This is a genomic window from Pseudoalteromonas sp. ND6B, from assembly GCF_000764215.1.
In the GTDB taxonomy this organism is placed as follows: Bacteria; Pseudomonadota; Gammaproteobacteria; order Enterobacterales; family Alteromonadaceae; genus Pseudoalteromonas; species Pseudoalteromonas tetraodonis.
This window is the reverse complement of record NZ_JQFL01000002.1, coordinates 79,571-101,296: the sequence shown is the minus strand read 5'-3', so window position 1 is coordinate 101,296 and position 21,726 is coordinate 79,571. Positions and strand designations below refer to the sequence as shown.

The window sequence follows — 21,726 nt, the reverse complement described above, 5'->3', positions numbered from 1 at the left end:
TCATTATAGCGCACTAACAATATATCTATAATTTTACGATTTGTCTCAATTATTACTATTAAAACATCAAAAATAGACAATAAAATACTTATTAATGAGATTAATTGGTGATATATGGAAATTTCGTGGGTAATTTTCTCCAACTAAAATATAAATATTAAGTTCAAAACATGACACCTATGATAAGTAATCTTATCCGTGAATGGGCCTACCTTTAACAGTCAAGTTCACACTAATTATTTACTTGAAGAGGGTTGCTATATACGCGACCGTATAGGGAGAATGTAAAAAAAGGTAATAGCCTTTCCCCCTTTAATCTGCTACCACCAGCTTGACTGAAATTTAAAGTTCTCGAGTTCGTAAGGCTCAGGTCTTGTATCTTGCCAAGACTAAACACAAATTTCACGTTTAACCCCCTTCCCCGTCATCACGCCCTGAAATAAGTAATTGATGAGTAATTCATTTCATGGATGAAATTAAAGCCGTGACTTCGCCAAGGATGGCGAATACACGGCGTTTACGTTCACATCAATTGATTATTTGAAGGAAATAGCGTGATGCTCGGGTGCGCTGGGAGAGTCCAGAGAGGGGTCAGCGGCAGCCCCTCTTTGGCTGCAGTCGCCAGCGCGACAAAAAAGCCTGCAGATTTGCAGGCTTTAAACTCACTCACTTTGTTGGGTTTCGCTACGCTCAACCCAACCTACAAAACAATTAAGCTCGTTACTAAGTAAGCAACAAACGTTAGGCCGCCGCCAACTAATGCATAGGGTAATTGGGTTTTAACGTGGGTGAGTAAATCACAACCTGAGGCAATGGCCGATACTGCGCTGGTGTCGGATATAGGGGAACAATGATCGCCAAATATGCCGCCACCTAAAATAGCGCCTACCACCAGCGATGGCGGTAAGCCAAGCGCTTGAATAAGCGGTACACCAATGGGGATGAGTATGGCAAACGTGCCCCACGAGGTGCCTGTAGTAAACGACATAACCGCGCCGGTTAAAAACAGTACCGGTACTATTAAGTAAATAGGTAAGTAATCGCCAACCAAGGATGCAACAAACACACCCGTGCCTAGCTCTTTTAAACTTGCACCCAATGTAAGCGACAACAGCACAATGGCCACTAACGGCATTAATTCGCCCATGCCTTTAAAGCCGGTATCAACAAGTTGGTGGTGGGTAAATTGGCGCGAGCCAATCATTAAACAATAGGCTACAACAATAGCTAAAACCGTGGCGTACAATACTGATTTTGAACCGCTACCCTCGGCAAGTACCCCGTTACCGGTGTAAAACATAAAGCCAACCATGCTAACAATTAGCGTTAACAGTGGCACTAGCATAAAACGTGCTTTAGAGCCTTTTACTTCTTCTTTTAGCTCGGTTGTTTGTAGCTCTAGTTTTTGTTCAGCTACTTTCATTGGGCCATGTACTTTATCAAAGGCAATGGTATAAAAAACAATAACCAAGGTGATTATGGCGTAAAAGTTATAGCCTACACTGCCCCACAGCACCGATACGGCCGACTCACCTAATTCATAATTACCTAACAAGCCCAGTACAAATGCACCCCAGCCGTTTAGTAATATTAAAATACACACAGGGGCGCTGGTGCTATCGATTATGTAGGCTAAGCGCGCGCGGCTCATTTTAAATTTGTCGAACAGGCCGCGAGATAAAATACCCGAGGTAAGCACACTCAAGTTTGACTCTATAAATACCGCTACGCCGGTAAACATAGTTAAAAATCCCACTTGGCGCTTACTTTTAGCAACGCCTTTGTTCATCAGCAAATTAACGGTAGCAGCAACACCGCCAGACTCGCGAATATAAGCCAGTAATGCGCCTATTAAAATACTAAATATGAGTATACGGGTATTACCTGGCGAGCTTGCTACCGAAATTATGCGCTCTATGGTATTTAAAAATGTATTAAATACGCTATTTCCTTCGCCCTGAATGGCCAGTAAGAACTCTGATGAAGCCACTGCCACCAAAAGCGCCATAATCACTTCTTTACGCCAAAACACGATAGCAATGGCAATCAGTGGCGGTAAAATAGAATACCAATGCATAAACAAACCTTATTTATTTTTATAATGACGACGCTTTACTTAACTTAATAGATATAAGCACTTAAGTCACTTACTAACGCTTATTGATTTAATAATGCCTCATAAACAAGCGACACAATAGAGCCGTATTGCGCTGTTTCAAAATTTTTCCCTACAAATTGATAGCGCTTTTCAGTGCCTTTAATAGGAGTATGCCGCGCATTAGTGAGTAAAATAATGGCCAAATCGTAAGCCGGATCAATCACGGTAACTGTGCCTGTCCACCCTGTGTGGCCATAGGCCTGAGCGCTGGCATAAGGGCCAAAGTGCCAGCGCCTTGCTTGGTTATTACCTGCTAAACGAAAGCCTAACCCGTAGGTTTCATCACTGCTTTGTGGCGTTAAAAATTGCGCTAAGCTACTGGCGTTAAAAATTTGCGTATCGCCATATCCGCCTTTGTTAAGCAGCACTTGGCACAGCACAGCTAAATCGGGGGCGTTACTAAATAATCCCGCATGGCCTGCAACACCATCAAGCGAATAATAAGCACGTTCGTCATGCACCTGTCCTTGCAGTACATTGGTGCGAATATTATCAAAATGAATACGCCCATCTCGGGTATTACCGCTGAGCTCCGTGGCAGCAAACTGCTGTCGATTAAAACCTTTTTTAAGCGGATTAAATAAGGTGTTATTGAGTTTTAAAGGCGCGTAAATATGCTGCTCTAGGTATTCATCGAGTGGTTGGCCGCTAATTCGCTCAATTAAAACACCTAAAATCATGTAATCAATATCAGAATAAACATGCGGCGCTGTAGGTTCAGCGGTTAATGGCACGCTTGTTAATAATAACTGTTTAGTGGTTTCGCTTGTTTGTGAGAAAAACGCATCGCCGTAAGCGGTGTCTTTTCGATGAAAATCAAACACTGGCGGATAACCGGCACTATGAGTTAGTAAGTCTTTTACTTGGCGGTGCTCTCGGCCGCCTCCCTGATACTCTTTTAGGTATGAATGCACCGTATGATTTATGTTTAACTGCCCCTCGCTGACCAACTTCATTAATGCAAAGTTAGTAGCAAATATTTTAGTATTTGAGGCTAAATCGAATAAGGTATTTGTTTGCATGGGCTCTGGGCGTAATAACATTAAGTCATTTTGCTGATATTGCTTGGCGTCACCATAAGCGGTTAATTTTAATATCTTACCCGCTTTAATTACCGCTAATACCGCACCAGGAAAGCCCGCACTTACATCTTTTTCTATTAGCTTATCTACCGCACTAAAATCAATGGTTTTAGCCGCTGAGCTATTTAGAGTAGCAAAGGCAAATCGCAGCGTTAAACTGCCGTCAGCAGGTTGAATGTTATCAACCTTAAAAGTGTTAACTCCGTTGTGAGTGTACTGCCCTAAATTAAAGGCATACTCAGTATTTTTTTGCAGGGTATCAAGCGCTAACTTTTTATTATTAATATAAATATCGGCACTTAAGGCACTTTCATTTTGTAGTAATAATTGCCCACGCCCTTTATACGCTTTAAATGTCCCACGATTATTTACATATTCTCGGCTACTGGGGTTTGCATCTGGAAAAGTAGCAATTACCTGCGCATTAGCTAACGCGTTGATATGATTAACCGTTAAAGGGCGCTCTGATTTAATTGCTGTAGAGCGACTACAGCCCGCAATAATAATGCTCAGCAGCAATATAACTACTTTATAGTACGTTTTATTATTTATCATTTTTAAAGCCCAATACACGCATCCCTTTTATTAATACAGCAAATAAGGCGCTCTTTGCTGTTTAAACTGTTTTAGCCCGGCTTGCCAACTTTGTTTAATTTCCTCAGCTGAGTGCCCTGCTTCTATGGCAAGCCTTAATTTATCAGTTCCTGCGAGCTTATCCATAAAGTCGGCACGTTCAAAAAACGGCTGTTTAGCCTGAGTCAGTTGCTGGTATGCATTAATTAAATAATTTAAGTTTAAGCCTGTGATATTACTATGGCGTAAATCAATCCCTTTCACTAGCTGGTCTTTAAATTTAGGATTAAGCGCTGCGCCTTTTATTGAACGCGGGGTAAAGCTAAAGTCCCCAAGTGCTACTGGTGAATAACCAATAACCTGAAATGCAAAGTCAGTTCCCCTACCTATGCTAATAGGAGTGGCTTCAAAAAAGCAAAGTGATGGATAAAGCGCAATTGATTGATCGTTGGGTAAATTAGGGCTTGGTTTTACCGGCAAACTATATGGCGTTGTGCGGCTGTAGCCGGCAACAGGGATCACGTTTAGCTTTAAATCACGAGCCTGATTGATCCAGCCCTCGCCTTTGATCATGTTAGCAAGCTCGCCTACCGTCATACCGTGTAATACAGGGATTGGGTGCATACCCACAAACGATTTAAACTGCGGTTCTAAAATTGGCCCGTCAATGTGGCTAATATTAGGATTTGGCCTATCGAGTACTATAAATTCAACACCCTGCTCGGCCGCGGCTTCCATCATGTAATGCATAGAGCTTATGTAGGTATAAAAACGTACGCCCACGTCTTGAATATCAAAAATAATTACATCTACATTTTGCAATGACTCGGGGGTTGGCTCTTTGTGTTTACCGTAAATAGAAATAAGCGCAATACCGGTTTTGCTATCAACGGCGTTTTGTACATGAGCACCGGCATCGTGATCGCCTCGAAAGCCATGCTCAGGTGCAAAAATTTTAGTGATATTGATGTTTTTAGCCAGCAAGCTATCAACTAAATGCGTTTGCCCCACAAGAGAGGTTTGGTTAACCACCAGCCCTACACGTTTGTTTTTTAATTGGGGTGCATACAAAGCAAATTGCTCTGCACCAACGGCGATTGCATGTTTAGCCTCATTTGCATGTGTAGCAACGGTAAAAAGTGCACTTAGTATAAAAAAGAAGGTAAAAAACACGGTTTTAAACATACAGCAAGATCCTTTTAAACAAGGCATTTAAAATAACACAGCTAAGTTTAAAGAGCAGCTTAGGTTTTAAGAATTAGCGGTCAGCGGTCAGCGGTCAGCGGTCAGCGGTCAGCGGTCAGCGGTCAGCGGTCAGCGGTCAGCGGTCAGCGGTCAGGTAATAAAAATAAAACACCGAGCCTTTTGCAAGCGCAATTTTTATATTGTAGGCGGGAGTTTACCTCGCGCAGGTTTTAGGTTTTAGCAATGAGAAGCTGTGTTTCTAACGTAAGTAAGCTCTACGTCCACATTGAAAATAGACGATGATATTATTTGTAGAATGTAGCTTGCTGGCGTTTAAATGCTCATGGTGATTTTGAACGTCTCATTTACTCCTCTTTCACTTCTCTTTGTGCATTTAAGTTTTTAAGGGCGTTATTCACAAAGAGATTAAGAGGCGCTGCGCTTTTAGAGAAGTGACTGAAACATTATAAATCAAAAGCGACGCTTTTAACGTAAGCAAGCTCTACGTCCACATTGAAAATAGACGATAATATTATCTCTAAAATATAGCTTGCTGGTGTTTAAATGCTCATGGTGATTTTGAGCGTCTCATTTACCCCTCATTCACTTCTCTTTGTGCATTTAAGTTTTTAAGGGCGTTATTCACAAAGAGATTAAGAGGCGCTGCGCTTTTAGAGAAGTGATTAAAACATTATAAATCAGAAGCTGCGCTTCTAACGTAAGCAAGCTCTCCGTCCACATTGATAATGTTGGCGGTGGTGTTACCAAAAAACCACCGTTATTGTTTTATTAAGCTCTTTAAGTTTTTACTGTACGTTCTACTTACCTTGAGTGTTTTTTCGTTATCTAACACCGCCATGTATTCAGAGTTACGTAATGGGTTGAGCTGTTTGATATGGCTTAAATTAACAATCGTTGATTTATGTATGCGTAAGAAGTCTTCTGGTAAGGTATTTTTTTCAAGATCTTTTAAACGCGCACGCATTACATGGGTTTCAGCCAGTGTATGAACACACATATAATCGCCTGCGGCATCAATCCATAAAATATCTTTAAACGGAATTATTTGAATTGGGTTTTTAGCATCTTGGATGACTAAGTTTTCGGCTTCAAATTTATATTCTGAGTTTTTTGAGCTTTCTAATTCTTGATGTTCGTTTTCTATCAGCGATTGGTGTACTTCAATCAATGTATTTTTTCTGTGGAGTTGCTCTGTTTTTACTACTCTTTCTATGGCTTCTGCAAGGCGAGCTAACTTAACGGGCTTGAGTAAGTAGTCAAGGGCTCTTACCTCAAATGCTTTAACGGCATGCTGGTGAAACGCAGTAACAAAAATAACCGCTGGACAGCTTTCTGGTTGAAAATATTTAATTAGTTCAAAGCCTGATTTTGTTGGCATTTCTATATCTAGAAACACTAAATCAACGTCATGTTTGTTAAGTACGTTAATAGCTTCATCAACACTTTGTGCACTGCCAATCACTTCAATTTCAGCAAAGGCCTCTAAACGAATACGCAACCCTTCAATAGCGCTGTATTCATCGTCAACAAGTAATGTTTTTAATTGAATCATTATTGCAAACCATTAATAGGAAGAGAAATACAAAGCCATGCGCCGCCTGATTTGCCATTGCCTTTCTCAATGCGATGGCTATTTCCATACATTAATTTTAAGCGTTGCTCGCAATTAGCTAAGCCAATGCCCCTTTTCGATTTTTTATTATCGTCAAACCCTTTACCAGTATCTGCAACTTTAATGAGCAATGCGGTTTTTGTTTTTTCAACTTTAATTGTGATCACCATTTTTTGATCTGCTCGCATACCATGTTTTAACGCGTTTTCTACCAATGGTTGAATTAATAAAGAAGGTATTAATAAATCGTTGCATGGTTCATCAACGTTAATATTAACCTCTAACCGGTCAGTAAATCGACATTGCTCTATATCTAAGTAAGTTTTTAAAATGGCAATTTCTTCTTTAATCGCTACTTTTTCAAGCGGATCGGTATACAAACTATGGCGCAGAAGATCACACAGTTTTTCGAGCATATTCACTGCCTGCACACTTTCTTTTTTTAAGATTAAGGTGCAAATAGCATTAATGCTGTTAAACATAAAGTGCGGATTAAGCTGATATCGAAGCATTTTAAGCTGTGATTCTTTAGCAAGGTGTGTCGCTTCTGCGGCTTTTTGAGTTTGCTCTAAATTGTCGAGATATATTTTGATCCCGTAATAAAAAGCAGTCCATGTTGAGAGCATAGTTAACGATGCAGACGTCCATGTACCAAAGTCAAACCACGACATGGAAAGCCACCAATTGCCATATAACCACTGCAAAGACGCCCATTTAATTTGTGTCCAAATTAATGTGGCAGTTAACAGTAGCACCAGATGCAGTGCTATTTTAACTTTAATCCCTTGCCTATTTGAGCAGTTATAAGCCCTTCTTAAAAGTAAGGTGATTAAAAAGCCACACGCTACATCAATAACTAAATGCGGAATATGTATCGACCATGGCTCGTCGCTTGGTATTTTTATCATTAGCTCGGTCAGCATTGCATACACAATCCAACCGCAGCTCTGAAACAACCAGAAAAGATGACTTCTGGGATTTTTGGAATTCAAATTAATACGTCCAACTTTAAAGGCAGTTGAATAGCTTACTTATTATCAACTGCCTTTGCCTTATTTATTTTGAGCACGTGATTGATAATGCGTCATTATTAGGTTTTGCAGTCAACGCGATATCTGCAACTGCTAAACTTAAACGCTGAGCTGAAATACGAATTACATCTGACATAGATTGTTCAATCAGTTCGCTATCGGCGCAATTGAGTGGGATTGATAAAGTATGCCAGCGCTTATCTGCCATTGTTTTTTCAAACGATGAAAAATCAATACTTCTTAAACAGTTATCTAAATTACACATTACTTGTAACTGAGCACCTTGCTCTGGAGCTTTATCTAATCGCATCTTTAGTTCAAGGTAACCTGATTTAAATTTGCGTTCGAGTAGCGTAGGTTTTAAGTAACTTAGGCTAAGCGTTGCATCTGAGGATTGAGATTGCCACTTAAACTGCCTTGCATCCTCTTGATACGATAAATTAACCGATTGCATTAACAAACTTTTTTTATCGCCACTGGTGGCCGATGAACCACTAGTTAAAACCTTTGCTGTTGTATCAGCTAACGCCCAAGTGAGATTTTTAGCTAAACTTTTTACAAACAATGGGTGTGCATCGCTTTTAACGATTTTTTTAGGGCTTGTAGTTTCACTCACAACAGGTATGTTTACTGTGTCTTGATAAGTTAGCCCGTAGCCATAGGCAAAGAGCGGGTCGTAATTTACATCGCCTAAGTTAAGGCTAAATTGGTCGTCGTATTTAGGCCACGAAAAACTCAACTTACCGCTAAAATCAAACTGACTGTTACCGTTTTTATCTGTTAGTAATACGTCTGCAACTCCCTCACCCTCAGAGCCTGGTAACCATGCAGCAACAAAGGCATCTGATGCATTGAGTTCTTTATTGACCCAAAGCGGGCGACCACTTAAAAATACGGTGACTACCGGAATATTGTCTGCCTTAAGTTTTTTCAGCAGTGCAAGAGCGTGTTTGCTTTCATGCTGAAACTCTAGCATTTCTATATCACCAAACCACTCAGCATAAGGTTCTTCACCAATAACAACAATGGCTACATCTGGCTTGGTTTTATAGTCACCAGACTCACTTAAGCTTATTTCACCGCCTGCTTTTAATACTTGCGACTTTAAACCTGCATAAATAGAGGTCGCATTTGGAAAGTCGCTATTAGTATTGTCTGTGCCCTGCCAAGAAACGCTCCAGCCACCTGCTTGCATATTGATTGCATTGGCGCCTTTACCGGCAACTAAGATGCGGCTATGCGCTTTAATTGGCAAAACGTTTTCGTTGTTTTTTAATAGAACGAGTGACTTGCGAACCGCTTCTCTTGCCAAAGTGCGATGCTCATTAGCGCCTAACCACTGCGGATGTTGTGATTCAGGTCGTGCTGATGGTTTACCCTTTGTAAACACCCCCCAGCGGATTTTAGCCCTTAAAAAGCGTCTAACCGCATCGTTTATTCTTGATTCGGCTATTACCCCCTCTTTCACTTGCTTAACAGTATTATGATAAAAGGCTTCAAAATGCTCTGGCACCATGATTACATCAACACCTGCGTTTATGGCTTGGGCGCATTGCTCTAAATCGCAGCCTTCTACAAACTTATGCGCATTCCAATCACTAACTACAAACCCATCAAAGCCAAGTTGGTTTTTAAGTACATCCGTTAATAAATGCTTATCGCCATGTACACGTTTGCCATTCCAACTATTAAAGGATGCCATCACTGATTGCACGCCTTCATTAATAGCAGAAAAATAACCTGCGCTGTGAATATCTCTTAATCCTTTTTCATCGATAAGCGTATTTCCGCGATCAACGCCTCGCTCAGTGCCACCATCACCCACAAAGTGCTTAGCGGTGGCAATACGGTTACTGCCTTTTAAAAAGTCAGCGCCTATGTCACCTTGAATACCGGTCACCATACTACCTGCATACAACCTAACTAATTCAGGGTCTTCTGAGTAACTTTCATAAGTTCTGCCCCAGCGATCATCTCTGACTACAGCAACAGTAGGCGCAAAACTCCATTCAATACCTGTGGCAGATACTTCCTTTGCTGTTGCTTGGCCTATGCGTTTAATTAAATCAGCATCATGCGCAGCTCCTAAGCCAATATTGTGCGGAAATAACGTAGCGCCATACACATTACTATGCCCATGCATGGCATCGGTTCCCCATACCGTCGGGATCGCAATACCATCTATGGTCGAATCCATAGAGGCTAGGTACATTTCATCTGCGTATTTTAACCAAGTAGCTTGATCCGCTCGTTTATTTCCGTAAGGGGCAGTATTTCCGCCATTTAGATAAGAGCCAAATCCATACTTTTTCATTTGCTCTACACTTAAATAGCCAATTTCTGGCTGGATCATTTGCGCCACTTTTTGCTCTAAAGTCATTGTTGCGAGCAGTTTATCAATCTTTTTTTCAACGGCTGGATCACGCTTAAGTTGCGTATTCACAATAGGCCAGTTAACTTGCTGATTGTCTGCACTCAATACATTTTGACAGTTGAACATGCCAAAAACAGGCAATAAGCAAAGTAATAATTTAGGGTGTTTTATTTTCGACATTTAAAACCTTCGAGATTAAATACTGTTTTATAAAATACGGACTGATTAATTTAGTGTGGAATATATTCAATAAAATCATAATATGCCCATGAAGGGCTGTCGTAGTATTGACCCGGAAAGTAATTCCCTTGAGTCGAGTTGTCACCATTCCACTGGTTAATCATTATTTTTGTTTTATCAATTGGCCATGCATAGCCGGGAATTTCATTATCGGCTATTACGCCATCCCCATTGTCTTTGTACATCACTCTAATTGTTTTCTCGTTTCCTTGTGAGTCGTACAGATACCAACGAATTGATGAGCTTGACCAATCAAAGCCAATGGTTAATAAGTTTTCTCTGTAATCAAGCCCAAACTGGCTTAAATCGATATCCCTTTCCCAACTTTGATATGTGCCTCCTTGGGGCTGGTAAATCACATTGGTATGAACAACATTGCCTAAAGAAGGTAATAGTTCGATATCTATTTCTTGCCATGCGCGTCCTGGCGAATCCCACCATGAGGTATAAGTAAAAATAGAAGACACGGTACCGGCGATATTGCCCGACTTAACACTGCCTTGTACCTTACCAAAACTATAAAAGCGATTACTTTGCAGCTCAGCACATGCACCTTGTGACAGAGAAAGGGTGATGCCGTGTTGACTTGGGTTAATCATTCTTGGGACAAATTCGCAGCCAAAAGGTGAGCCATTATCGCCACTACGTGCACTCCAAAGAGTCGTGTCAAATCCCCACGAAAAATCGTCTTTAAAATAGTTAGCGTATGTGGCGGGTGAAATAACTATAAGGCCAGCAACTAAGATTGAAATTAACTTCGTTTTCATTATTAAATCCTTATTTAATCAAGCACCTCCTACAGTACTTTAGCCTGTAGGAGGGTAACTTTTACTCGGTTATTTAGAATGAAAAACCCGCTCTCATACCGTAATATCTCGGCATACCAAAGCTGCCTTTTGGGATCCCCTTACCAGTATTATTCCAGTATTGAATAGTTTCATCTGAAGCATTATTAACAAACACTTCTGCAAACCAGTTTTGTCCTTGCGGCTCATACTTAATAGAGGCGTTAAATACGGCAAACGCATCGCGGCTATCATCGATATATTTTGTTGCTTCATCTGGCACTTGAAAATCCATGTCATCTAAATGTTTATCAACATTCCATACCGTTGAGTACGACTCATCTTTCCAACTGGCATTTAACCATGCGTGAACAAAACCATACTCTCCTAAGTTGAGTGTATGTGTGTAACTGATATTGGCGGTAAACTCAGGGGTCATTGCTAAATTATTCCCCTTAAGATTGGTAGCTAACAGGGTATTTTCAGGATCTTTTGATTCTTCATAAGAAATATCAAACAGATACTCCGCGTCGTAATCCCATTTAGTATTCCAATCTTCAGTAACTTTTGCATCAGTCCACGTTACGTAACCACTAATTCGACCATTTGGATACGGCTTCCAATCAAACTCAAGCTCAATCCCTTTTATTGTTGAGCCAGGGACATTTTGTGTGTAGTAAGCTATAACTGGCTTGTTTTGAAAATCGAGTACAGGCTCGCCATTACCGTCTAAAACGGGAGAGCCATCTTCATCTTCTACCACAGATAAACGCTCTACGTTACCAATAGAGCCCACTGATGCGTATTGCATGTCGGTGTAATCTGTGTAAAAAAATGCGGCTTTTAGGTTTAATGAGTTATCAAAAAAGCTCGATTTAGCACCCAATTCCCATGTTAGTACTTCTTCTGGGTCGAACTTGGTTTCAAAACGAGTAACGTCACCGGTTCTGTCATTTACCACTTCGTAAACATCACCAATACCACCGGCTTTAAAGCCACTGGCAAGATAGGTATAAACCATGGTTTCAGGTGAAATGTCATAATCTAAACCAACACGAAAATCATGGTGTTTCCAACTTCCCTTATTGTCGTTTTCAAAGTATGACGCATAAATAGAAGGATCTTCGTAGTAGTCAACAGGGAGGTTATTTAAATCAGTTCTATTTAACCAACCTACGGCGCAGCCATCAGCATTAGAACAGCGATAGGTTTTTCCGCCTTTATCTTCTTTTGTTTCATCACTAAATCGATAGCCAAGTGTTAGGTGTAACTTTTCAGTTAAGTTGTATGTACCTTGACCAAATAATGCGAGGGCGTCGGTAGAACGATCGGGTTGATCCCAAAACGCTTTGTCATCCATAGGATTATCGTAATAACCTAAGGTTTTTGTTCTTTCATGAAAGTAATTAATACCTGCAATCCAGATAAAGTCGCCATATTCATCAGATTGTATTTGCAGCTCAGTTGAAAAAGACTCTGCGCCAGTGCCGTCTAAAAAGTAAGTTGCGCCATCCCAAGGGTCTAAACCTACTTCACTATCTTGTGCTGAAGAGCGTTCCATATCTTCATAGCCCAATAACCAGACAAGTGAATATTCATCGTTTATGTTGTAATTAAGGGTGTTTCTTAAGTACGTGATATCTAAATTAAGCTTACCGGGCACATTTACAACCGCCTGATAAGTATTATCGCTGGGTAAAAAGTTAGTGCAGTCTCCCCCTAGTTCAGCACTTCTGCCACGAATTTTATCGCAGTTAACTAAATCTAGGTTGTTATTGCTGTCATTTACATACTTTTGAAAAACAGTGTGGTTTGAAAAATTGCCGTCCAAAGGCTCCCACAAGGTGCTAATTCTAAATGAATATTCATCAGCATTATTGTAAAAATTGCTTTTATCAGCCGGTGTTAGCGCGCGAACTTTTTGCGCTTCTGGATCTGTGCCAGCGCCATCTATCCACCAGTTTTCTCGTTGGGTAATTGTTTGACCCACGCCTTGATAAGAGTCTTCAGAGATTACTGGCGCATTAAGAATATCGTCGCTTAAGCGTCTTGAGTCATATTGGTTAGGATCGTAATACCCTTCTAAATAAGAATCCCGTTTCAAGCCTTTTCCTGAAAACCTAACGGCAAATTCATCATTAATAGGAATATTTAAGACTGCATCAATATTTTTACTATTAAAGTTTCCCGCTTCAATACTGACGTTGCCATATAAACCGGTAAACTCTGGTTTTGCTGAAATAACATTAATACTACCCACCGTTGAGTTACGACCAAATAGAGTGCCTTGTGGACCCCTTAGAGCTTCAACCCTGTCTATGTCGTACATCAATGCAAGGGCACCTTGCATACGTGGTGAGTAAATACCATCAAGGTGAACACCCACAGCCGGATCGCCAAGCTCAGTAATATTAGTAGAGCGTACACCTCGCATTGAAATAACCGGCGCAGCTTGATCTGTTGCAGTTGAAATATCTAAGCCAGGGACTAAGTTAGCAATATCCTTAACGCTATTAACACCGTTTCTTTTCAGCTCAGCTTCAGTTAATGCTGTAATGGCAACAGGTGTTTCCATTAATCTTGTTTTGCGCTTAGTTGCTGTTACCGAAATGATTTCTAATGAAACTGTTTCTTTTTCTGACGCTTGCTCTTTATCCGCGGAAGCTTCTTGAGCATTCAATGGCATTGAACAAGCCAGCGCAACGGCTATTGATAGTGCTGTTTTATTTATTGTGTGCATGTTTGACCTTTTGGATGTGTGTGTAAACGTTAAACTTTGTTACTTTTATTTAACAGTCTCATAGTATCCATATCGATTATTTTTATTACTAGTCAAATACGCCAAGACGAGTTAGATATAATACAAACCGAAATCACCTTCTAATTTTTGAAGCTAAAGCCAGATAAACCTCAAATATTTTCCTCGTAGTTTAGCCTTTTGACTCTATTTCAGACACAAAAAAAACCGACTTAGTGTCGGCTTATTTATAAAAGCGGTAGACGCAGGATATCTCTTGTAAGGGTGAACCTATGACTGCCTGATTCGTAGCTAGAAGAAGCGGCACATCTACATTGAAAAGTTGGCGGTGGTATTATTTCTAGACCGTAGCTTACAGGCGTTTAAATACTCATGGTGATTTTGAACTTCTCATTTACTCCTCTTTCATTTCTCTTTGTGCATTTAGGTTTTTAAGGGCGTTATTCACAAAGAGGTTACAAGGCGCTGCGCTTTTAGAGAAGTAATTAAAACTTTATAAGTCGCAAGCTCTTCGTCTACATAAAAAGTTGCGGTGATATTATTTATAGACCGTAGCTTACAGGCTTTTAAATGGTGATTTTGAACTTCTCATTTACCCCTCTTTCATTTCTCTTTGTGAATTTAAGTTTTTAAGGGCGTTATTCATAAAAAGGTTACGAGGCGCTGCGCTTTTAGAGAAGTGACTGAATGGAAGATTTGGCAGTATGTATCATTAGGTTTAACTGATATCTGAAAGCTTTCTCAAATTTCAGGCACAAAAAAACCGACTCAGTGTCGGCTTATGTATGAAAGTGGTGGGCGCAGGACATATCTTGTAAGAGTGAACCTCCGACCGTTTGGTTCGTAGCTTGCTACTTTCCCATATTCACTTTATTTCAGGCACAAAAAAACCGACTTAATGTCGGCTTATGTATGAAAGTGGTGGGCGCAGGACGTATCTTCTAAGAGTGAACCTCCGACTGCTTGGTTCGCAGTAGGTTACTCTATCCACATCCACGCTTTGATTTATTTCAGACACAAAAAAACCGACTTAGTGTCGGCTTATGTATGAAAGTGGTGGGCGCAGGACGTATCTTTTAAGAGTGAACCTCTGACCGTCTGGTTCGTAGCTAGCTACTTTCCCATATTCACTTTATTTTAGGCACAAAAAAACCGACTTAATGTCGGCTTATGTATGAAAGTGCTGGGCGCAGGACGTATCTCCTAAGCGTGAACCTCCGACCGCTTGGTTCGTAGCTTGCTACTTTCCCATATTCACTTTATTTCAGGCACAAAAAAACCGACTCAGTGTCGGCTTATGTATGAAAGTGCTGGGCGCAGGACGTATCTTGTAAGAGTGAACCTCCGACTGCTTGGTTCGCAGTAGGTTACTCTATCCACATCCACGCTTTGATTTATTTCAGGCACAAAAAAACCGACTTAATGTCGGCTTATGTATGAAAGTGGTGGGCGCAGGAGGATTCGAACCTCCGACCGCCTGGTTCGTAGCCAGGTACTCTATCCAGCTGAGCTATGCGCCCACTTTCATATTTACTTATTTAAACTCTAAGTGAGAGTTGAAAGTGGTGGGCGCAGGAGGATTCGAACCTCCGACCGCCTGGTTCGTAGCCAGGTACTCTATCCAGCTGAGCTATGCGCCCACTTTCATTTTGCTTGTTTTAACTCTAAGCAGAGCGTTCTCTAAAAGAGAGTAAAGTATGGTGGGCGCAGGAGGATTCGAACCTCCGACCGCCTGGTTCGTAGCCAGGTACTCTATCCAGCTGAGCTATGCGCCCATACTTTATTTTACAAGATGCGCCATTTAAAAAATGGTGGAGAGGGAGGGATTCGAACCCTCGATAGAGCTACAAACTCTATACTCCCTTAGCAGGGGAGCTCCTTCGGCCACTCGGACACCTCTCCGTCTTGTGGGGCGTATAATAAAGATTTCAGAAAATATGTCAAACACTTTTCTGACAAAAGTGACTATATGGCTATAGATTGCACACATGCCTGGTTTTAAAGTGTAATTAGTTTGAAAAATAATCAGGTTAGGTGTTTGGGGTGCTTGAATTTACACCCATCACTGGCACTAGTTCGTCCGTAAGTTCAGCAAGGTATTGCTCTTGATAGCCTAACTTCTGAAACTCGGCAATACACGCGCGATAATACGCTTCTCGCTGTTGCTCTGTAGTGTTCTCATCAGGTAAAGATTCTACTCGTTTAGCTTTCATATTATTTATCTAAGTCCTTTAGAAATTTTTATTTTTTACGACTAAGAATGACCGTGTATAAATTTCGGCCACATTTTAGCTAAAAAATTCACATAAATACAACATAATGTTTAAAAAACAATCATACCAAAAAGTTATAGCACTGCTGTAATGTTGCTAAGCAGTCAAGCAACTTTATGATAATGAAGCTGAATTAAAGATTAATTTACTTGTATACTTACACTTAATTATCAGTGTAGTACTTATTAATTAAAAGCCCTAATGTGAAGTTTAGGCAATGTCTCACAAACAATAGGGCAAAAAAAACGCCGCTAGTTAGCGGCGTTGATAATTTTTTAGTTTATTCCTTCAAGCTTAGTCTGCTTGTGGGCGCATATGCGGGAATAAAATAACATCTTTGATAGTTGATGAGTCAGTAAACAACATGACTAAACGGTCAATACCAATCCCTTCACCCGCTGTTGGTGGTAAACCATACTCTAGCGCGCGAATGTAGTCTTCGTCGTAGTGCATTGCTTCATCATCACCTGCGTCTTTTTCTTCAACTTGGCGAGAAAAACGCTCAGCTTGATCTTGTGCATCATTAAGCTCAGAGAAACCATTTGCAAGCTCACGGCCACCAACAAAGAATTCAAAGCGGTCAGTTACAAATGGGTTTTCGTCGTTACGACGTGCAAGTGGAGACACTTCCCACGGATACCCTGTGATAAATGTAGGTTGGATAAGCATATGCTCAGCCGTTTCTTCAAATATTTCACATAAAAACTTACCCGGGCCCCATACGCAGTTTTCAGGAATTTTAACATGCACTTGTTTAGCGTACGCTTTTAATTCTTCAAAGTGGTTTTCTGGGTCGTTAAATACCGCAGCATCAAACTCAGGGTTATATTTTAAGATTGCGTCGCTCATGCTTAAACGTGTGAACGGTTGACCAAAGTCATACTCTACTGAATCAATCACTTCACCGTTTTCATCTTTAGTGGTGTTAACCACAATTGGGCTGCCCAGTACGTTAGTTGCAACTGTACGTAACATGTCTTCGGTGATGTTCATTAAATCAATGTAGTCAGCGTATGCTTGGTAGAACTCAATCATGGTGAATTCTGGGTTGTGACGCGTTGATAACCCTTCGTTACGGAAGTTACGGTTAATTTCGAATACACGGTCAAAACCACCTACTACTAAACGCTTTAAGTAAAGCTCAGGCGCAATACGTAAGTACATGTCGATATCAAGCGCATTATGATGAGTTACGAATGGACGCGCAGATGCACCACCAGGAATAACCTGTAGCATTGGCGTTTCTACTTCCATAAAGTCGCGGTCGGCTAAAAAGCGACGAATACCTTCAACCACTTGTGAGCGAATACGGAATGTTTCACGCGTTGCTTCGTTAGTAATTAAATCAACATAACGCTGACGGTATTTCGTTTCTTGATCCGATAGGCCATGGAATTTTTCAGGAAGTGGACGAAGTGACTTAGTCAGTAGTTCGTACTCAGCCATCTCTACGTATAAATCGCCTTTACCCGATTTATTAAGCGGCCCTTTAACACCAATAATATCGCCAATATCAAGCTGGCCATATTTTGCTTTTAAATCTTTTTGTACGTCTTTTGATGCATAAACTTGTACACGGCCTTTCATATCTTGAATAGACATAAACGGACCACGCTTAGCAAGAATACGACCTGCAATCGATACTACGTGCTGTAATTCGATTAATTCTTCTTTACTCTTATCACCAAACTCAGCCTGCAAATCTGCCGTGTAATGCTCACGACGGAATTGGTTTGGATGACCGTTGGCTGGGCAATTTGCGCGAATAGCGTCTAATTTGCCGCGACGCTCAGCGATTAACTTATTTTCGTCTTGGATTTGATCAGTCATTTTTTAGCTCTTTTTTAGCTTGGTGGTTATAAACCAGATTTTAAGCTGGCTTCAATAAATTTGTCTAAGTCGCCATCGAGTACCGCTTGAGTATTACGGTTTTCAACGCCGGTACGTAAATCTTTAATACGCGAGTCATCAAGTACGTAAGAACGAATTTGACTTCCCCAGCCAATATCAGACTTGTTGTCTTCTTGGCTTTGCTTTTCTGCATTTTGCTGTTGTAGCTCAAGCTCAAATAATTTCGCTTTTAACTGCTTCATTGCTTGGGCTTTATTTTTATGTTGTGAACGCTCGTTCTGACACTGCACAACTGTATTGGTTGGCACGTGAGTAATACGTACCGCCGATTCAGTGGTATTTACGTGCTGACCACCCGCGCCTGATGCACGGTAAACGTCTATACGTAAGTCAGACGGATTAATGTCAATTTCAATATTGTCATCAACTTCTGGGTAAACAAACGCAGAAGCAAACGAGGTATGACGACGACCACTTGAATCAAATGGGCTTTTACGGACGAGGCGGTGTACGCCTGTTTCAGTGCGTAACCAACCATAAGCGTATTCGCCAGAAAAACGCACCGTTGCGCCTTTAATACCGGCAACATCACCATCGGTCGCTTCAACAAGCTCTACTTTAAAGCCTTTTGCTTCACCCCAGCGTAAATACATGCGAAGTAAAATATTACACCAGTCTTGCGCTTCAGTACCGCCAGAACCTGACTGTAAATCAAGGTAGGCATCGTTTGAATCGTGAGAACCTGAAAACATACGACGAAACTCAAGCCCTTCAAGCTGCTGATTTAAATCAGCCAGTTCGCTTTGCGCTTCATCAAAGGTGTCTTGATCTTCGGCTTCAACAGCAAGCTCTACTAACCCTTCAACGTCGTCAGTACCCGCCACTAAGGTGTCAATGGTTTCAACAACGGCTTCTAGTGCTGACTTTTCACGACCAAGGGCTTGTGCGCGCTCAGGTTCATTCCATACGGCTGAATCTTCAAGTTCGGCGTTAACTTCTTCTAAACGTTCTTGTTTAAGAGCGTAGTCAAAGGTACCCCCGAAGCAGTTCAGTACGTTCGCGAATTTCCTTGATTTGATTAATCACAGGATTCACTTCAAACATGTACATTACTCCAAAATGGCTAGGTTATTGCGCACTTAAAAAAGAGACTGAGCGCAATTAAAAATCATCAAATAATAAAAACGCCCGATTTTAACAAAAAACCGCGCGTTTTATTAGCCTTTTATGCATGGTTTGAAGATATTTTTTAGCCCACTTTTTCAAGCTCTCTTACAATCAGTTGTAAGCTAAATTTACCTCTAAATTCATTTATATCGAGCTGGTACGCTACTTTAACAAACTGCGCCTCGGTATCTGGCCACGCTTTTACATCAATGCCAAAAGCTATGGCGTCAACTAAACGTGCAGATTGGTGTTTAAGGACTAACTTTAGGTGTTTTTCACCCACAATGCGCTGCTGTATCACTTCAAAGGTGTGTTCAAATATCGGCTCAGGAAATTGCTGCCCCCACGGGCCTGATTGCTTTAATAATTGCGCAAAATCCATGCTAAAGCAGTCGTTAGGTAGTTCACCATCAGTAAATACAATGCAGCGTTTACTTTCTTCACTGAGTTGCGCGCTGACCGCACTATCAAACGCACGTTTAAACTCAGTAAATTGCTGTTCGTTAATACTTAACCCTGCCGCCATTGCGTGGCCGCCAAATTTATTAATTAAACCAGGCTGCGCGGTGTTTAATCCCTCAAGTAGGTCGCGCATATGCAAGCCTTCAATTGAGCGACATGAGCCTTTTATTTCACCGTTTTCACCACCGGCAAATATCACCGTTGGGCGGTGGTACTTTTCTTTTAAGCGCCCGGCTAAAATACCAATTACCCCTTGGTGCCAATCGTCTTGGTACAAACAAATAGCATCGGGCACACTGTCTTCTTTAAAGGCGAGCCTATCGAGCACCGCTTGCGCTTCTACTTGCATGCCTTGCTCTATTTCACGTCTGGCAAAGTTTAAACTATCAAGCTCGCCAGCTATGCGCCTTGCTTGATTTATGTCGTTGCTAAGTAAACACGCTATGCCTAGACTCATGTCGTCTAAGCGCCCTGCTGCATTTAAGCGTGGTGCAAGCGAAAAACCAAAGTCACTGGCGCTCAAGCGCGCGGCATTGCGATTAGCCACTTCAATCAGTGCGGTAATACCCGGACGAGTTTTACCACTGCGAATACGTGCCAAGCCTTGGTGCACTAACGTGCGGTTGTTCGCATCAAGTGCCACCACATCGGCCACCGTACCTAGCGCTACAATATCCAGCAAATCAGCAATATTTGGCATGGGATGCTGCTCAAAATAACCTTGTTCACGCAATGCGCTTCTCAGGGCAATGAGTAAATAAAATGCCACCCCAACACCGGCTATCGACTTAGAGGGAAAATCACAATCGTGGCGGTTAGGGTTAACAATAGCATCGGCGTTAGGCAGTTGTTCACCCTGCAAGTGGTGATCTGTTACCAGCACTTTAATGCCTGCGGCTTTAACAATATCAATGCCTGCGATACACGAAATCCCGTTATCTACGGTGATCACTAAATCGGGCTGCATCGTCACTATTTGCTCAGCCAATGCTGGGCTTAAACCGTACCCTAAACTAAAGCGGTCTGGTACTAAGTAATCTAAGTGGGTAAAGCCAAACATGGCCAGCCCTTGCATTAAGGTGGCGGTGCTGGTTGCGCCATCGGCGTCAAAGTCGCCCACAATAAGTATTTTGCTTTGTGCGTGTAGGGCTTCAATTAACAGTTGGCTGGCTTTGTCTATATCTTTAAAAAGTTTGAAGTCGTGGAGTGTAGCTGCGCTATTGTTTAGCTCATCGGCATGGGAAACATTTCGCGTGGCATAAATTTGCTTAATAACAGGGTGAAGATGGCTCGGCAGATGAGAGTCGTCAACGGGTTCTCGCGCAATGATCATTTTTTTCATGCTAGTTTTTAACTTATGATGTTCATGATATAAGACAAAAAAAGGCCATTAAGGCCTTTTTAAACACATACTCGCGGTATTGCTTAGCCCGCTTTGTTAGCCTCAAGCGCTGCGCTTAATGCCGCAGCAGGCTGATAACCTGGGATCATCGTGCCATCTTCTAAAATAATAGCCGGTGTACCGCTAATACCAAAACTCTGGCCTAACTGATAATGCTCAGCAACAGGTGCGCTACAGCCTTTAACAATTTGGGTATCTGCACCTGATTTAGCTTCAGTTAATGCTTCTTGCTGATCTTTCGCACACCATACATTCATTAAATCAGCGTAACCAGATCCTTGCAGACCGCCACGCGGAAACGCTAAATACTTAACGGTAATACCCGCATCAAGTAAGTCATCTAGTTCACGGTGTAATTTACGACAGTAACCACAGCTAATATCGGTAAATACAGTAATGCTGTGCTTCTCTTCAGGTGCTTTGTAAACAATCATTGAGTCTTCGTATTCTTTTAACCCTGATTGGCGCACACCATTAAGTGCTTGCTCGGTTAAGTTACTACGGTTGTTTAAATCGATTAGCGTACCTTGCATTAAAAATTGACCGTCAGGACTTGCATACAGCACACCTTTATTGGTGATCAATTCTTTTAAGCCTGCAACTGGGCTTGGATTAATTTGTTTAACGGTCACCCCTAGCGCGGCAAATTTTGTCACGATAGGATCTGTAGCATCCGGAGTGACTGCAACGCTATTAGCAAAAGCGCCCAAACTAGTGCACAACATGGCACCTGCTAACATTAATTTTTTCAT

13 protein-coding genes and 4 tRNA genes are annotated in these 21,726 nt (G+C 41.4%); all 17 read right to left on the bottom strand.

Annotation, left to right across the window (positions count from 1 at the left end; genetic code table 11):
- Positions 1-700: 700 nt before the first annotated feature.
- The 17 genes from ND6B_RS17735 to dsbC all read right to left on the bottom strand — a co-directional run bounded on the left by ND6B_RS17735 (position 701) and on the right by dsbC (position 21,726).
- Positions 701-2,077 carry a Na+/H+ antiporter NhaC family protein gene (locus ND6B_RS17735; protein ID WP_033102568.1) on the bottom strand — a complete coding sequence of 459 codons (1,377 nt, stop codon included), beginning with the start codon at positions 2,075-2,077 and terminating at the stop codon, positions 701-703.
- A gap of 80 nt (positions 2,078-2,157) precedes the next feature.
- The gene (gene pbp4b, locus ND6B_RS17740) at positions 2,158-3,795 is read right to left on the bottom strand and encodes a penicillin binding protein PBP4B (protein ID WP_033102580.1); all 1,638 of its coding nucleotides are present in this window, start codon (positions 3,793-3,795) and stop codon (positions 2,158-2,160) included.
- A 30-nt stretch (positions 3,796-3,825) separates the two neighbouring features.
- Entirely contained in the window at positions 3,826-4,998 is a 1,173-nt protein-coding gene (locus ND6B_RS17745; protein ID WP_033102567.1) for an exo-beta-N-acetylmuramidase NamZ family protein, read from the bottom strand.
- A gap of 778 nt (positions 4,999-5,776) precedes the next feature.
- A complete protein-coding gene (locus ND6B_RS17750; protein ID WP_016900525.1) occupies positions 5,777-6,571 on the bottom strand; it encodes a LytR/AlgR family response regulator transcription factor in 795 nt (264 codons plus the stop codon).
- Positions 6,571-7,554: a sensor histidine kinase gene (locus tag ND6B_RS17755; protein WP_033102579.1), complete on the bottom strand. Its 984-nt coding sequence runs from the start codon at positions 7,552-7,554 to the stop codon at positions 6,571-6,573. The genes ND6B_RS17750 and ND6B_RS17755 overlap by 1 nt, the downstream gene beginning before the upstream one ends.
- Before the next feature lie 133 nt (positions 7,555-7,687).
- On the bottom strand, positions 7,688-10,216 hold the full coding sequence (locus tag ND6B_RS17760) for a glycoside hydrolase family 3 protein (protein ID WP_033102566.1): 2,529 nt from the start codon (positions 10,214-10,216) through the stop codon (positions 7,688-7,690).
- A gap of 50 nt (positions 10,217-10,266) precedes the next feature.
- Positions 10,267-11,043, bottom strand: a complete 777-nt coding sequence (locus tag ND6B_RS17765) for a family 16 glycosylhydrolase (RefSeq protein ID WP_033102565.1) — start codon at positions 11,041-11,043, stop codon at positions 10,267-10,269.
- A 73-nt stretch (positions 11,044-11,116) separates the two neighbouring features.
- Positions 11,117-13,801 carry a TonB-dependent receptor gene (locus ND6B_RS17770; RefSeq protein WP_033102564.1) on the bottom strand — a complete coding sequence of 895 codons (2,685 nt, stop codon included), beginning with the start codon at positions 13,799-13,801 and terminating at the stop codon, positions 11,117-11,119.
- A 1,461-nt stretch (positions 13,802-15,262) separates the two neighbouring features.
- Positions 15,263-15,339 (bottom strand) — tRNA-Arg (locus ND6B_RS17775).
- A gap of 43 nt (positions 15,340-15,382) precedes the next feature.
- Positions 15,383-15,459, bottom strand: a tRNA-Arg gene (locus ND6B_RS17780).
- A gap of 58 nt (positions 15,460-15,517) precedes the next feature.
- A tRNA-Arg gene (locus tag ND6B_RS17785) sits at positions 15,518-15,594 on the bottom strand.
- 34 nt (positions 15,595-15,628) lie between these two features.
- Positions 15,629-15,721 (bottom strand) — tRNA-Ser (locus ND6B_RS17790).
- A 128-nt stretch (positions 15,722-15,849) separates the two neighbouring features.
- Positions 15,850-16,032, bottom strand: coding sequence for a hypothetical protein (locus ND6B_RS17795; protein ID WP_013465804.1), 183 nt, complete (start codon positions 16,030-16,032; stop codon positions 15,850-15,852).
- 354 nt (positions 16,033-16,386) lie between these two features.
- Positions 16,387-17,922 (bottom strand): lysine--tRNA ligase, encoded by a 1,536-nt coding sequence (gene lysS, locus ND6B_RS17800; protein WP_033102563.1) that lies wholly within the window; start codon positions 17,920-17,922, stop codon positions 16,387-16,389.
- Between the two features lie 26 nt (positions 17,923-17,948).
- Positions 17,949-19,047 (bottom strand): peptide chain release factor 2 gene (gene prfB, locus ND6B_RS17805; protein WP_096038752.1). Its coding sequence is split into 2 segments (ribosomal slippage): positions 17,949-18,971 and positions 18,973-19,047, totalling 1,098 coding nucleotides; the frame shifts between segments, so codons are not numbered across the junction.
- A 145-nt stretch (positions 19,048-19,192) separates the two neighbouring features.
- Positions 19,193-20,914 (bottom strand): single-stranded-DNA-specific exonuclease RecJ, encoded by a 1,722-nt coding sequence (gene recJ, locus ND6B_RS17810; RefSeq protein ID WP_008467799.1) that lies wholly within the window; start codon positions 20,912-20,914, stop codon positions 19,193-19,195.
- Positions 20,915-20,997: 83 nt separating this feature from the next.
- A complete protein-coding gene (dsbC, locus tag ND6B_RS17815) occupies positions 20,998-21,726 on the bottom strand; it encodes a bifunctional protein-disulfide isomerase/oxidoreductase DsbC (protein WP_033102562.1) in 729 nt (242 codons plus the stop codon).